13 protein-coding genes are annotated in these 14,245 nt (G+C 74.5%); 9 read left to right on the forward strand and 4 right to left on the reverse strand.

Features of this window, described 5'->3' with window-relative positions; genetic code table 11:
- Nucleotides 1–24: 24 nt before the first annotated feature.
- Entirely contained in the window at nt 25–1,383 is a 1,359-nt protein-coding gene (locus ACWCYY_RS04935) for an NAD(P)/FAD-dependent oxidoreductase (protein WP_449795133.1), read from the reverse strand.
- A 120-nt stretch (nt 1,384–1,503) separates the two neighbouring features.
- On the opposite strand from ACWCYY_RS04935, the gene ACWCYY_RS04940 reads away from it, so the two are divergent.
- From ACWCYY_RS04940 to ACWCYY_RS04955, 4 genes are all read left to right on the forward strand, one after another.
- Nucleotides 1,504–2,262, forward strand: a complete 759-nt coding sequence (locus ACWCYY_RS04940) for a HipA family kinase (protein WP_449795134.1) — start codon at nt 1,504–1,506, stop codon at nt 2,260–2,262.
- The gene (locus ACWCYY_RS04945; protein WP_345280603.1) at nt 2,259–2,645 is read left to right on the forward strand and encodes a DUF3037 domain-containing protein; all 387 of its coding nucleotides are present in this window, start codon (nt 2,259–2,261) and stop codon (nt 2,643–2,645) included. Before ACWCYY_RS04940 ends, ACWCYY_RS04945 begins: the two co-directional genes overlap by 4 nt.
- A gap of 67 nt (nt 2,646–2,712) precedes the next feature.
- Nucleotides 2,713–3,141 carry a MarR family winged helix-turn-helix transcriptional regulator gene (locus ACWCYY_RS04950; RefSeq protein ID WP_345280604.1) on the forward strand — a complete coding sequence of 143 codons (429 nt, stop codon included), beginning with the start codon at nt 2,713–2,715 and terminating at the stop codon, nt 3,139–3,141.
- A gap of 182 nt (nt 3,142–3,323) precedes the next feature.
- Entirely contained in the window at nt 3,324–4,727 is a 1,404-nt protein-coding gene (locus ACWCYY_RS04955; protein WP_449795135.1) for a hypothetical protein, read from the forward strand.
- A 19-nt stretch (nt 4,728–4,746) separates the two neighbouring features.
- On the opposite strand, the gene ACWCYY_RS04960 is transcribed toward ACWCYY_RS04955, so the two are convergent.
- The gene (locus ACWCYY_RS04960; RefSeq protein ID WP_449795136.1) at nt 4,747–5,715 is read right to left on the reverse strand and encodes an NADP-dependent oxidoreductase; all 969 of its coding nucleotides are present in this window, start codon (nt 5,713–5,715) and stop codon (nt 4,747–4,749) included.
- 104 nt (nt 5,716–5,819) lie between these two features.
- On the opposite strand from ACWCYY_RS04960, the gene ACWCYY_RS04965 reads away from it, so the two are divergent.
- From ACWCYY_RS04965 to ACWCYY_RS04980, 4 genes are all read left to right on the forward strand, one after another.
- Entirely contained in the window at nt 5,820–6,431 is a 612-nt protein-coding gene (locus ACWCYY_RS04965; protein WP_345280610.1) for a TetR/AcrR family transcriptional regulator, read from the forward strand.
- A 52-nt stretch (nt 6,432–6,483) separates the two neighbouring features.
- Entirely contained in the window at nt 6,484–7,923 is a 1,440-nt protein-coding gene (gene purB, locus ACWCYY_RS04970) for an adenylosuccinate lyase (protein WP_345280612.1), read from the forward strand.
- A gap of 243 nt (nt 7,924–8,166) precedes the next feature.
- On the forward strand, nt 8,167–9,372 hold the full coding sequence (locus ACWCYY_RS04975) for a sensor histidine kinase (protein WP_449795137.1): 1,206 nt from the start codon (nt 8,167–8,169) through the stop codon (nt 9,370–9,372).
- A 24-nt stretch (nt 9,373–9,396) separates the two neighbouring features.
- A complete protein-coding gene (locus ACWCYY_RS04980) occupies nt 9,397–10,077 on the forward strand; it encodes a response regulator transcription factor (RefSeq protein ID WP_345280616.1) in 681 nt (226 codons plus the stop codon).
- Between the two features lie 177 nt (nt 10,078–10,254).
- On the opposite strand, the gene ACWCYY_RS04985 is transcribed toward ACWCYY_RS04980, so the two are convergent.
- Complete coding sequence (locus ACWCYY_RS04985; protein ID WP_449795138.1) at nt 10,255–11,748, reverse strand: MFS transporter; 1,494 nt, start codon at nt 11,746–11,748, stop codon at nt 10,255–10,257.
- Between the two features lie 169 nt (nt 11,749–11,917).
- Here ACWCYY_RS04985 and ACWCYY_RS04990 point away from each other — a divergent pair, with 169 nt between their 5' ends.
- Nucleotides 11,918–12,700: a S1 family peptidase gene (locus ACWCYY_RS04990; protein WP_380148675.1), complete on the forward strand. Its 783-nt coding sequence runs from the start codon at nt 11,918–11,920 to the stop codon at nt 12,698–12,700.
- 310 nt (nt 12,701–13,010) lie between these two features.
- Here the strand turns inward: ACWCYY_RS04990 and ACWCYY_RS04995 are convergent, their stop codons facing one another.
- Nucleotides 13,011–14,117: a helix-turn-helix transcriptional regulator gene (locus ACWCYY_RS04995; RefSeq protein ID WP_345280620.1), complete on the reverse strand. Its 1,107-nt coding sequence runs from the start codon at nt 14,115–14,117 to the stop codon at nt 13,011–13,013.
- Nucleotides 14,118–14,245 lie beyond the last annotated feature (128 nt).

Here is a 14,245-nt window from a genome sequence, read left to right on the forward strand (position 1 = left end):
GGGCCTTCGAGGACCGGGCCCCGGTCAGCCCTTGGCCAGCAGGGCCTGGGCGTGCTCGCGGACCTGGTCCTTCGTCAGGTACGCGTCGGTGTACTCGAAGTCGCGCAGCCGGGCGGGCTGGCGGGCCAGGAAGCCGGTGCGGACGAAGTCGTCGCCGGCGGTCGCGTTGAGCAGCCAGTTGGCGCCGACCCGGAACTTGGCGGCGTTGGTCCGCATCGCCATCATGTGGTAGCCGCGGGCCACCAACTGGGCCGGGACGCCACGGAGTTCGACGCCCACCGGCTTGGAGACGGCGTCCTTGCCGCCGAGGTCGACCACCAGGCCGAGGTCCTTGTGGAAGTACGGCTCCAGCGGCTGGTTGCGGAGCGCGGCGACCAGGTTGTCGGCCACCTTCTTGCCCTGCCGGGCCGAGTGCTGGGCGGTGGGCGGGCAGACCGCGCCGTCTCCCTTGGCCAGGTCCGGCACGGCCGCCGCGTCGCCGAGCGCGAAGACGTTCTCGAACTGCGGCACCCGCATCTCGGCGGTGACGGCCACCCGGCCGCGCACCGTCTCGGCGTCCAGGGTGCCGATCAGCGGGCTGGCCGCCACGCCGGCCGTCCAGATCAGGGTGCGGCAGGGCAGCACCCGGCCGTCGGTGAACTTGACCGTCTCGGCGCCCACCTCGGCCACCGAGACGCCGAGCGAGACGTCCACGCCGCGGTCCCGGAGCACCTCCATCGCGCTGGTGCCGAGCTTGTCGCCGAGCTCGGGCATCAGCTTCGGGGCGATGTCGATCAGGTGCCACTTGATCAGCCGAGGGTCCAGCCGCGGGTAGCGCTTGCTGGCCGCCGTGGTGAGCCGCTGCAGGCAGGCCGCCGTCTCGGTGCCCGCGTAGCCGCCGCCGACCACCACGAACTGCAGCCGGGACTCGCGCTCGTGCTGGTCCAGGGTGGCCGAGGCCAGGTCCAGCTGGGCGATCACGTGGTCGCGCACGTACGTCGCCTCGGCCAGGGTCTTCATGCCGCGCGCGTAGTCGGTCAGGCCCGGGATGTCGAAGGTCCGCGTCACGCTGCCGGGGGCCAGCACCAGGTAGTCGTACTGCTCCGCCACCACCTCGTCGGTGATCTTGCGGACCACGCAGACCCGGGAGCGCGGGTCCACCCCGATCGCCCCGCCGGGCAGGATGTGGCTGCGGCGCAGCGTGCGCCGCAGCGAGATCGCCACCGACTGCGGGGTGAGCACGCCGGCCGCCACGTGCGGCAGCAGCGGCAGGTAGAGCTGGTAGTTGAACGGGGTGACCAAGGTCAGCTCCGCCTCGGAGGGGGCGAGCTTGCGCTCCAGTCGGCGGGCGCACTCCAGACCGGCGAAACCGCCGCCGACGATCAGGATTCGAGGTCGTGCCATCGTCCGGTCCTTATCTGTGGAGTGGGCCGATCGGTCCGAGGGGCCGTGCCGGGACAACTGCTCGCCACCCTCGCACGGGGGCTGACGGGTTGCCACCGGGTGAGGCACTAGGGTGATCGCGTGCTTCAAGAGGTGACGGCGGTCCGGTACGTGACGCCCCTGCGCGAGGGCGGGTCGATGCCCGGTCTGGTCGAGGGCGACGACCGGCGGCTCTACGTGCTCAAGTGGTCCGGTGCGGCGCAGGGGCGCAAGGCCCTGGTGGCCGAGGTGCTCGCGGGGGAGCTGGGGCGCGGCCTCGGGCTCCCGGTGCCCGAGCTGGTGCGGCTCGACCTGGACCCGGTGCTGGCGCGCAGCGAGCCCGAGGTGCAGATCCAGGACCAGATGCGGGCCAGCGGCGGGGTCAACCTCGGGATGGCCTTCGTCAGCGGCGCGCTCAACTTCGACCCGCTCTGCTTCGAGGTGGACCCGGAGCTGGCCGGGCGGGTGCTCTGGTTCGACGCCCTGATCGGCAACGTGGACCGCTCCTGGCGCAACCCCAACCTGCTGGTGGCCACCGGCGGCCTGCGGCTGATCGACCACGGGGCGAGCCTGATCTTCCACCACCACTGGGCCGGCGCCGCCTCCTGGGTGGCCCGCCCGTACGACGCCTCGGACCACGCGCTGCGCGCCTTCGCCCCCCAACTGGCCGAGGCCGACGAGGAGTTGGCGCCGCTGGCGAAGGAGGCGGTGGAGCGCGCGGTGGCGCTGATCCCCGAGGAGTGGCTCACCGACGAGCCCGGCTTCGACTCCCCGGCCGAGGTGCGCGCCGCGTACCTGGCCCAGCTGACCGCCCGGCTGGCCGGTCCGCGCGACTGGCTCCCGGAGGTGGCCCCCCGATGACGGAGCAGCTGCACGACTACGAGTACGCGGTGATCCGGGCGGTGCCCCGGGTGGAGCGCGGTGAGTTCGTCAACATCGGCGTGCTGCTGTACTGCCGCCACAGCTCCCACCTGGCCGCCCGCACCCACCTGGACCAGGGCCGGCTGCTGGCGCTGGACCCGGTGGCCGACGTGGCCGGGGTCCGGCGCGCGCTCTACGGCTTCGAGGCGGTCTGCGAGGGCGGCGCGGCCGCCGGCCCGGCCGCCCAGGACAGCCCCGGGCAGCGGTTCCGCTGGCTGACCGCGCCGCGCAGCGCGGTGGTGCAGCCCGGCCCCGTGCACACCGGCCTGACCGCGGACCCGGAGGCGGAGCTGCGCAGGCTGTTCGAGCAGCTGGTGCTCTGAGCCGGGGAGAGGTGCTTCACCTGCTCGAAACTGGAGTATGTCAAGCGACTGTGCGTACCCTTGCGGCATGGGCACCACCACCCCTCCCTCCACCGCGGACCTGATGGAGGCGGTCGCCGCCGTCGGCACCGCCTACTTCCAGGACTTCGCGGCCTCCGCCGCCCGGCACGGGCTCAGCTCGTCCCAGGCCAAGGCGCTCAAGTCGCTGCGCGAGCCCGTTCCGATGCGGGCGCTGGCCGGGCGGCTCGGCTGTGACGCCTCCAACGTCACCGGCATCGTCGACCGACTGGAGGGCCTCGGGCTGGCCCACCGGGAGGCCTCGGCCGGGGACCGCCGGGTCAAGATCGTCACCATCACGGACAAGGGCCTGGAGGTGCTGGAGCAGGTCCAGCGCGACATGGCCAAGGCGCACCGGGCCTTCGCCTCGCTCAGCCCCGAGCAGCGGACCGCCCTGGACGGGCTCTGCCGCCAGGTGCTCCCGCTGCTCACCGGCTGACGGTCCGTCGGCTCCCCTCGGCTGACCCCGGCCGCCCCTCCGTGCGCCCCCGGCAGTCGCCGGGAACCGGTCCGTAACCGGTGGTCCCGGTGCTACCAATGGCCCGGGGCCGGACGGGGGAGCGGGCGGCCCCGGGCCCGCCCGGGGTGGGCGGGCCGCACCGACCTTGGGGGGTCCTCGCGATGCTGCTCTACAACCTGGCCGGCCCGGGCGCCGCGGCGCCGACCTACACCACCAGCCACCCGCTGGTCGCGCAGGAGTTCGTCCTGGACCCGGCGGCGTACGTCGGCTACTCCTTCCGCAACGGCGCGGGCGCGCCCAACCTGGTGGCGGCCCCGGCAGGCACCCGGCTGGCGGTCTCGCAGAACGGCCGGTTCGCGATCGAGGCCGCCGACCTGACCCGGCGTCAGCCGAAGTTCTTCTTCGCCGACCCGGCGCAGCTGCCGCAGTGGAACAAGGCGCTGGCCCGGGCCGGCTCGGAGTTCCAGCTCTTCGCCGAGCCGACCCGGACGGTGGTCTTCACGCTGCCCGGCGCCGCGGCCACCACCACGCTGGTCCGGGTGCGGCAGGCGAACCTGAGCGCCCGCAACAGCGCGGGCGGCGTCACCATGACCGAGAACTGCGACGTGGCGGTGCAGAACGTCATCGGCTCGGTGCTCCAGCCCAGGCCGGTGCTGGGCCGCAAGCCCTTCCTGGGCAGCAACGCGACCGAGCGGACGGTCTTCGGCGAGTACCACCTGGCCAACCACCTGGTGCGGGCCGCGCCGCTGGCCGACCTGCCCGCCGCCGCCCCGGCCCGGGACGCCGCCCGGGACCTGATCGCGCAGCACTACGGCGAGGACATCCACACCCTGGCCAACGGCGGGGTGCTGCACGCGCCGAACATCGCGGCCGAGCTGCAGGCCGTCGGCCTCAACCAGCACGCCCGCCCGACCGCCGTCGGCCAGGGGCTGTACAGCACCTCGCTGGGCACCGTCCACCCGCACCTGCCGACCGGGCAGCAGGTTTTCGACTTCGCGAACAACCGTCAGCTGGACCACCTGGTGACCATCAACGGCCGGGTCTGGGGCTTCCACTGGGGCGGGGTGGTGGCGATCGACGGCACCGACTACCTGACGCTGGAGAACTACGCGCGCACCGCCGAGAACTCGGCCGGCAACGCCGCCCACCTGGGCTACTTCCAGGCCTACGGCGCCGGCCCGGGCCAGGACTGGCACACCCGGTGGACCACGCCGAGCGCGCACGGCAAGCAGTTCGCCAACGCGCTGACCATGGTGGTCGAACCGGAGGGCGTACGCGGTCTGGCCAACTGGGTGCCGGCCGAGAAGTCGAACAGCGCGGCCGTCGGCACCGCCGCCACCAACGCCGCCCTGACCACCGCCCTGCTCAACGGCCTCAACTACGCCAACGTGCACATCTACGCGGCCGAGCTGGTGGCCGAGTACGCCGACCCCAACCGCCGGATCGGCTGGATCCAGGAGCTGAACGCGCGGATCGCCGCCCCGCCGGCCTGGTTGGACGACGAGACCAGGGCGCTGCTCCAGCACGTGCGCAACGAGATGGTGAAGGTCAAGTCCGGCCTCTGACCGGCCGGGTGGGCCGCCGTCAGTCGACGGTGAGCACGATCTTGCCCCGGAGGTGGCCCCGCGCGGCGCGCTCGTGCGCGGCGGCCGCCTCCCGGAGCGGGAAGACGGAGTCGACCGCGGGGGTGAGCTCCCCGGCGTCGATCCGGCGGGCGAGCTCGGCCAGGCCGGTGCCGTCGGAGCGGACCTGGAGGAACGGGGCCAGCGTGATGCCCAGGTCGGCGGCGCGCTCCGGGCGCTGGTCGGCCAGGTAGACGGAGCAGAGCGCACCACCGGGGCGCAGCGCGTCCAGCAGCAGGTGCGCCTGCGGGCCGCCGACGGTGTCGAGGACGAAGTCCGCACCGCGGACCGCGGCCGCGACCGGGCCGGCCAGGCGGTCCACGAAGAGGTCCACGCCCAGCCCCTCCAGGTACTCCCGGTGCCGCCCGGAGGCCACCGCGACCACCCGCTCGGCTCCGGCCGCCCGGGCCAGCTGCACGGCGAGGTGGCCCACCCCGCCGGCCGCGCCGTTCACCAGCACGGTTCCCCGGACGTGCTCGGCCAGGTGCTCGAAGAGGAACTGGTGCACCGTCAGCCCGGCCAGCGGAACGCCCGCCGCGGTGAGGTGGTCGAGGGTGGCGGGCTTGCGGGCCAGGTGGTCGGCGGGGGCGGTGGCGTACTCGGCGTAGGCGGCGCCCCGGCCGGGGAAGTTCACCAGCCCGAACACCTCGTCGCCGATCTCCCACCGCGTCACCCCGGGGCCGAGCGCGGCCACCGTGCCGGAGAGGTCCGAGCCCGGGACCACCGGGAGCGGCCAGTGCGGCCGCATCGGCTCGGGGACCTTGCGGAAGCCCTCGCGGACGTGCATGTCGGCCGGGTTGTAGCCCGCGGCGCGGACCCGGACCAGGACCTCGCCGGGGCCGGGCACCGGCCGGGGGAGCTCGGTCCAGGCGAGCTGTTCGGGGCCGCCGAACTCGGTGATGCGGATCGCGTGCATGGTGGGCACGGCCATGTCCCCTCCCTGGGAATGACGGAGGCAGGGCTCGGTAAGATGCGGAGCACTGCTCCGGAAATTGAAACGGAGCAGTGCTCCGGATGTCAAAGGGTGGACCGCTCATGCCTGCTGAGCCCTCGTCGGGTCAGTCGCCGCGCGCACCGCGCGCCGACGCCGTGCGCAACCGCGAACGGCTGCTGGAGGTGGCTGCCGAGGTGGTCGCCGAGCAGGGCACCCAGGCCTCGCTGCGGGACGTCGCCCGCCGGGCCGAGGTCGGGCTGGGCACCCTGTACCGGCACTTCCCCACCCGGGAGGCGCTGTTGGAGGCACTGCTGCACCGGCGCTTCCGCGCGCTGGCCGAGCGGGCCGACGGGCTGGCCGGGGGAGGGCCGGCGCCGGAGCGGGCACTGCGGGAGTGGCTGTACGAGTTCACCCGGGAGGCGGGTGCGTACCAGGGGCTGCCGGCCACCCTGGTGGCCACGCTGGGGGACGTCGGATCGCCGCTCCACGCGGACTGCCTGGCCATGCGGGAGGCGGCCGGGCGGCTGCTGGAGCGGGCGCAGCGGGCCGGGGCCGTGCGGAGCGACGTGACGCCGCTGGACCTGTACGCGCTGAGCAACGCGCTGGGGTGGGTGAGCGGGCAGTCGGAGCAGCTGGCCCGGCGGCGGGACCACCTGTTCGAGCTGCTCTTCGCGGGGCTGGGCGCCGCCCCCAGCACGGAGCTACGCGCGTAGTCAAGTCCCTTGCCCGAGCCGCTGCCAACGGCTCCCACCTCGACTGTTAGGCTTGCGAAGCGTGAGCGCGAAGCCCCAGATCCCCAATGTCCTGGCCTCCCGGTACGCCTCGGCGACCCTGGCCCAGCTCTGGTCCCCCGAGCACAAGGTGGTCCTCGAGCGCCACCTGTGGCTCGCCGTCCTGAAGGCCCAGCAGGACCTCGGCATCGAGGTGCCCGAGACCGCCGTCGCCGACTACGAGCGCGTCATCGACCAGGTCGACCTCGGCTCCATCGCCGCCCGTGAGCGGATCACCCGCCACGACGTGAAGGCCCGCATCGAGGAGTTCAGCGAGCTCGCCGGGCACGAGCAGATCCACAAGGGCATGACGTCCCGGGACCTGACCGAGAACGTCGAGCAGCTCCAGATCCGCCAGTCCCTGGAGCACGTCCGGGACCGTACGGTGGCCGTCCTGGTCCGCCTCGGCGCCCTCTCCGCCCAGTACGGCGAGCTGGTCATGGCCGGCCGCTCGCACAACGTCGCCGCCCAGGCCACCACCCTCGGCAAGCGGTTCGCCTCGATCGCCGACGAGCTGCTGGTCGCCTTCGCGCGGCTGGAGGAGCTGATCGCCCGTTACCCGCTGCGCGGGATCAAGGGCCCGGTCGGCACCGCCCAGGACATGCTCGACCTGCTCGGCGGCGACGCCGGGAAGCTGGCCGAGCTGGAGCAGCGGGTCGCCACCCACCTCGGCTTCGAGAACGTCTTCACCAGCGTCGGCCAGGTCTACCCGCGCTCGCTGGACTTCGAGGTGGTCACCGCCCTGGTGCAGCTCGCCGCCGGCCCGTCCAGCCTGGCCAAGACCATCCGCCTGATGGCCGGCCACGAGCTGGTCACCGAGGGCTTCAAGGCCGGCCAGGTCGGCTCCTCGGCGATGCCGCACAAGATGAACACCCGCTCCTGCGAGCGCGTCAACGGCCTCGCGGTGATCCTGCGCGGCTACGCCTCGATGACCGCCGAGCTCGGCGGCGACCAGTGGAACGAGGGCGACGTCTCCTGCTCGGTCGTGCGCCGGGTCGCGCTGCCGGACGCGTTCTTCGCCTTCGACGGGCTGCTGGAGACCTTCCTGACGGTGCTCGACGAGTTCGGCGCCTTCCCGGCCGTGATCGAGGCCGAGCTGGACCGGTACCTGCCGTTCCTGGCCACCACCAAGGTCCTGATGGGCGCGGTGCGGGCGGGCGTCGGCCGGGAGACCGCGCACGAGGTCATCAAGGAGCACGCGGTCGCCTCGGCGCTGGCCATGCGGGAAGGGGCGCGGGAGAACGCGCTGCTCGACAAGCTGGCCGCGGACGAGCGGATCCCGCTCGACCGGGCGGGTCTGGACGCGCTGCTCGCCGACCGGCTCTCCTTCACGGGGGCGGCGGGGGCGCAGGTCGCCGAGCTGGTCCGCCGCATCGAGGCCGTCGCCACGGCGTACCCGGCGGCCGCCAAGTACGCGCCGGGGGACATCCTCTAGGCACGCGGCGCCGGTGGTGGTGATGCCGGGGGCGCGAGGCTCTGCTGATCTGCGGCTCCGCCGCGGGGCGCGCGGGGGAACGGCAGCACCTGCAACTGGCTGATGGTGAATCAGTTGCAGGTGAGCCGCCTTCCGAAGCGCGCAGTTCCTCGCGCCCCCGGGTCGCTGCCCTCGGCCGCACTCGGCGGCGGATCAACCGTGGGGTTGACGACGGGGCCGTGAGGGGCGGTTAACCTCCGTGCGGTGCGGTGGCGGACGGTGGGCGGGCGGCGGGGGCTGGAGGTGTCGGCGGCCGTGGCGTTCGCGGTCGGCGGGTGTGTGGTGGGGAGCGGGTACCGGCCGCCGGGGTGGCGGGAGTTCGACGCGTGGGCGTACCTGCTGACCGTCGGATCCGCTGCGCCGTTGGCGGTCTGCGGCCGCTACCCGTTCGCGGCGGTGGTGCTCTCGAACCTCGGGTACTCGGCGTACCTGACCATCGGCTACCAGCCGTCGGTGAACTGGTGGTGCGGCCTGCTCGCGCTGCTGGTGGTCTGCGAGCTGCGCCCCTGGCGCACGGCCGTCCCGGCGCTGGCGCTCACCATGGCGGTGATGGTGCAGAGCGGGATCGCGGGCGGCCTGGCGCCCGGGGTGGTGGTGGCGCAGGCGCTGCTGGCGCCGCCGGCGGGGGCGTTGATCGGATTCTCGATGCGCCGGGCGGCCGAGCGGCAGGCGGAGCTGCTGCGGGCGGCCCGTTCGGCGCGGGAGCACGAGGACCGGGCGCGGCGGGCGGTGGTGGACGAGCGGATCAGGATCGCCGGTGAGCTGCACGACCTGATCGCCCATCACATGGCGGTGATCTCGGTGCAGGCGGGGCTGGCCGGGTACGTGTTCAGCTCCGATCCGGCCGCGGCGCGGCAGGCGGTGGACACCATCCGGGGGGTCAGCCACGAGGTGCTGGCGGAGCTGCGGACGCTGACCGGTGCGCTGAGGGAGGGTCAGGACGGCCCGGCCGGGAGCGCGTCGGGGCCGCCGTTGGACGCGCTGCCCGGGCTGGCCGAGATCGCCGCGCTGGTGGAGCGCTCGGTGCGGGCCGGGGCGCGGGTGGACTACCGGCAGGAGGGGCGGACGGGGCCGCTGTCGCCCGGGGTCGAGCTGTGTGCGTACCGGACGGTGCAGGAGGCGCTGGCGAACGTGGACGAGCACGCCGGGGGAGCGACCACCGAGGTGGTGGTGGCGCAGAGCCCGGGCTGGCTGCGGGTGACGGTGCGCAACGCCGGGGACGGGGAGCGCGGTGCGTCCGGCCCGGTGGAGGAGGCGGGCCACGGGTTGATCGGACTGCGCGAACGGGCCAGGATCAGTGGCGGCGAACTGTCGGCGGGGGAGACCGGGGACGGGGGCTTCGAGGTGCGCCTCGTGCTGCCGGTGCGGCCGGACCCGTCGGCGGAGGGCGCGACGGGACAGGGGAGTTGACGTCGGGTGGGCGGAGGTGGGGCCGTGACGAGCGTCCTGGTGGTGGACGACCAGTACCTGGTCCGGGCGGGGGTGGCGGCGCTGCTGCGGGCGGCCCCCGGCTTCGGGCCGGTCTGGGAGGCCGGCGACGGCGAGGGGGCGCTGGCCGCCGCCGCGCTGCACCGGCCGGAGGTGGTGCTGATGGACATCCGGATGCCGGGCATGAACGGCATCACCGCCACCGAGCGGCTGCTGGCCGGGGTCGCGGGGGAGGCTCCGGCGGAGCGTCCGTGCGTGATCATGCTGACCACCTTCGACCTGGACGAGTACGTCTACGCCGCGCTGCGCGCCGGGGCGAGCGGCTTCCTGCTCAAGGACACCCCGCCGGAGCGGCTGCTGGCCGCCATCGCCACCATCGCCGCCGGGGACGTGCTGTTCGCCTCGGGGGTGACCAGGCGGCTGGTGGAGGCGTTCGCGCCGCGTGCCGAACCGGCGGGGGCGCGGCCGGAGCTGGAGCAGCTGACGGGCCGTGAGCGGGAGGTGCTCACCTGGGTGGCCCGCGGCCTGTCCAACGAGGAGATCGCCGCCCGCCTGGTGGTGAGCGAAGCCACCGTCAAGACCCACCTGCACCGGGTGATGACCAAGCTCGGCCTGCGCAGCCGGGCCCAGGCGGTGATCGCCGCCTACGAGGCGCGGCTGGTGGTGCCGGGAGCCTTGGCCGGCTGATCGGCGGGCCGGGCGACCGGCTGCCCGGGGGGACCGGTCGTGCACGGAACTCAACCCGCCGGTGTACGGCACCGACGGGGGATCAACTCGTCGGTGGATGCGGCTCGGTGGCGTCCGGGGGACGATCGGAGCGGCTCACGGGGAGCTGAGGACCGCCCCCGTCCGGATGCACGGGGGTTATCCGGACGGGGGCCGGTCGAGCGGTGGGGTGGTGCCGTCGCAGTACCACTCGCAGGTGGGTTCGGCGATCTCGTGCTCGGGCTCCAGCGCGGCGCGCGGGACGGTGAGGGCGGAGAGGACGGCGCCCAGCAGGAGCAGGCCGGCGCAGGCGTACATCGCGGTGCCGAAGGCCGTGTCCACCCGGGCCGGGTCGAGGTAGGCGTCGCCAGTGAGCCCGGCGAGCGGGGGCAGGGCGGCCACCGCCAGTAGTCCGGCCGCGCGGGCGGCCGCGTTGTTCACACCGCTGGCGATGCCGGCGCGGCGGACCTCGACGGCGGCCAGCACGGTGGCGGTGAGCGGGGCGACGAGGAGCGTCATGCCCGAGCCGAGCACGGTGACGGCGGGCAGCACGTCCGTCCAGTACGAGGCGCCCGGGCCGACCCGGAGCAGCAGCAGGACCCCGGCCGCGCAGAGCAGCGGACCGATGACCAGCGGCAGCCGCGGCCCGACCCGGTGGCCGAAGCGCCCGGCCCGGCCGGAGAACGCCAGCATCAGCAGGGTGATCGGCAGCAGGGCCAGTCCGGCGGTCAGCGGGGTGAAGCCGGAGACGGTCTGCAGCTGCACCATCAGCAGCAGGAAGACGCCGCTGAACGCGCCGTAGACGCAGAGCGTGACCAGGTTGACGGCGGAGAACAGCCGGGAGGAGAAGAGCGTCAGCGGCATCATCGGCTCGGCGCTGCGCCGTTCGACCAGCACGAAGGCCACCCCCAGCAGCACACCGGCCGCGCCGAGCAGCAGGGAGGGGCCGCGGCCCGCCTCGGTGAGCGCGTAGGTGATCCCGGCCAGCGAGAGCGCGGCGAGCACCGCGCCGGGCACGTCGAAGCGGCCGGTGGCGGACTCGTCCCTGGTCTCCGGGACGTGACGGGCCGTCACCGCGATCACCACGGCGGCCAGCGGCAGGTTGAGCAGGAAGACCCAGCGCCAGCCCGGCCCGTCCACCAGCCAGCCGCCGAGGAACGGCCCGGCCGCCGCGCCGACCCCGCCCAGGCCGGACCAGACGCCGACCGCGCCGGAGCGGTCGTCCGGGTGGAAGGAGGCCTGCAGCATGGCCAGCGAACCCGGCGTCAGCAGGGCGCCGCCGATGCCCTGGAGGGCACGGGCGGCGATCAGCAGGCCGACGTTCGGGGCGAAGGCGCAGAGCGCCGAGGCGGCGGTGAACCAGACCACGCCGATCAGGAAGACCCGGCGGCGGCCGTAGCGGTCGCCGAGGGAGCCGCCGAGCAGGATCAGGCCCGCCAGGGTGAGCAGGTAGGCGTTGACGGTCCACTGGAGCGCGGCCATCGAGGCGCCGAGGTCGGCGCCGATCCGGGGCAGGGCGACGTTCACCACCGTGCCGTCGAGCATCGCCATGCCGGAGCCGAGCGCGGTGGCGGCCAGCACCCAGCGGCCCCGCGCGGTACCGAGGCGCAGGCCGTCGGACGGGTCCGGGGAGGCGGGCTGGTTGGTCTCCACGGGCCGATCCTCCTCCCGGGCCGAGGGTCCCGCCAGCGTGGGCGCGGACTCCCGGGGGTCGGGGCGGGTGGTCCTGCCAGTCGGCGGTGGCAGGCTCCCACCCCTGCCGCTGACCGTGCTCCGACAAGGAAGCTGGGGCCCTCCCGACCCCCCACTTCGGAGGCTGATGATGAAGCGTCAACTGGCCCGTTGGTCGTCCCTCGCGGCCGGTGCCCTGATGGCGACCGGTGTCATGGTGCTGCCCGCCCAGGCCGGGGAGGTGACGCCGAGCGTGGTCGGCGGCACCAAGGCCGCACAGGGCGAGTTCCCGTTCATGGTGCGGCTGTCGATGGGCTGCGGCGGTGCGATGATCACCCGGCAGGTCGTGCTGACCGCCGCGCACTGCGTCGGCGCCAGCGGCAACACCACCAGCATCACCGCCACCGTCGGCGTGGTGGACCTGCAGAGCGCGAGCGCCGTGAAGATCAAGTCCACCAAGGTGTACCGGGCCCCCGGCTACACCGGTGCGGAGAACGGCAAGGACTGGGCCCTGATCAAGCTCGCCTCGGCGGTGCCGGCCTCCGTCACGACCCTGCCGATCGCCTCCACCACCGCCTACGACAGCGGCACCTTCACGGTGGCCGGCTGGGGCGCGGCGAGCGAGGGCGGAGCCCAGCAGCGCTACCTGCTCAAGGCCAACGTGCCGTTCGTCAGCGACGCCAGCTGCGCCTCGGCCTACCCCGGCCTGGTCACGGCGGCCTCGCTCTGCGCGGGCAACCTGGCCAGCGGCGGGGTGGACACCTGCCAGGGCGACTCGGGCGGCCCGATGTTCCGCCGGGACTCGGCCAACAACTGGATCCAGGTCGGCATCACCAGCTGGGGCGAGGGCTGCGCACGGCCCGGCAAGCCGGGCGTCTACACCCAGGTGAGCACCTACGCCTCGGCCATCACGGCCGCCGCCGCCTCGCTCTGACGGCTGATCGGCACGGCCCCTTCGCCCGGGTGGGCGGAGGGGCCTTCGGCGTATGCGGAGGCACGGCCGCACCAGTGGCGCGGGTGGTTGCGCCCTGCAGGGGCGCGAGGAACTGCGCGCGGGGGAACGGCAGCACCTGCAACGGGCTGACGTGCCCTCAGTTGCAGGTGGGCCGCCTTCCGACTCGCGCAGTTCCTCGCGCCCCCGGGGTGACCACGTACGTTCCTGGCGCCCCGGGGTGACCACGTACGTTCCTGGCGCCCCGGGGTGACCACGTACGTTCCTGGCGGCTCGCGGGGTGGCCGGGGTCTCAGAGGTGGTGGTGGCGGGCGAGCCAGCGTTCGGACTGGCGGCGTTCCTCGGCGACGCGGCCGAGGGCGGCGGGGACGCGGGCCAGGGCGGTGGCGGCGGCCTCGGGGCGGCCGGCCCAGGCGAGGGCGCCGGCCAGGCGGGCCGTCACCAGGCTGCGGTAGTGCTGCTGTTCCGGGGGAAGCCGGGTCAGGCCCTGTTCGAGGGCGTCGGCGGCGGCCCTGGCGTGGGTGCGGCGGCCGGTGCGGACGGCGAGGTCGCGGTGGCAGGTGCCGTGGGTGAGCAGCAGCAGGGTGCCGGCCTCGGTGGAGGGTGCGGCGGCCGTGCGGTCGGCGGCCCGCTCCAGGGCGGCCTCGGCGGCGGCGCGGTCCCCGGCCAGGGCGTGGCCGCGGGCCTGGGCGAGCGCGGCCCGGGCCTCGGCGACCGCCCGTCCGGAGCGGGCGGCGTGCGCGGCGGCGGTCCTGGCCGAGCCGAGGGCGGCGGCGGCGTGTCCGGAGGCCCAGTGCACCGCGCTCTGCCGGGCCAGTAACAGCGCCGCCACCGCCAGGTCGTCGGCGGCCAGCGCCCACTCGCGGCCGCATTCGTACCAGGCCAGCGCCCGCCCGTACTCCAGCCGGTCGAAGCGGGCCCAGCCGGCCAGTTCGGCGTACCGGGCGGCCAGTGCGCCGAGCCTGGCCCGCTCGGCGGCGGGGGCGGTGCGCTGCTGACGGGCCGCCAGCCGGGTGTGGTGCTCCAGCACGTCGACCAGGGCGTGGCCGCCGACCGCGCGGGCGGCGCTGCGGTAGGTCACCAGCAGCTGGGCCAGGGTCTCCGGGCCGGGGCCGGCGGCCAGGCTGCGGCTGTGCTGCGACAGGCGCCGCCGCTCGCGCTCCACCTGGGGCCAGAGCTCGGCCAACTCGCCTTCGGTGTCGAGGAGTTCGTCTATCCGCTCGGCCATTCCGGCAGGGGGCCAGCGGCGGGTGTTCTCGACTCGGCTGATGTGCGAGTCGTCGTAGCCCAGGCGGCGGCCGAGTTCGGCCTGGCTCAGGCCGCGCAGCAGGCGCCAGTGGCGCAGCCGGGCGCCGAAGTCGGACCGGGCCGAGGCGGCTGGATGCAGCTCGACGGACACGGGACCTCCAGTGGGGGTGTCCAGGGGGTGTCCAGTGGGGTGGACGGATGGGGGTGGACGCTGGGGTGCGAGGTGCTCGGGAGGGTCAAGCGCTGGACAAGAGGGGGTGAACGACGGGTGTGAGTCTG

It is taken from the genome of Kitasatospora sp. NPDC001664 (genome assembly GCF_053596675.1).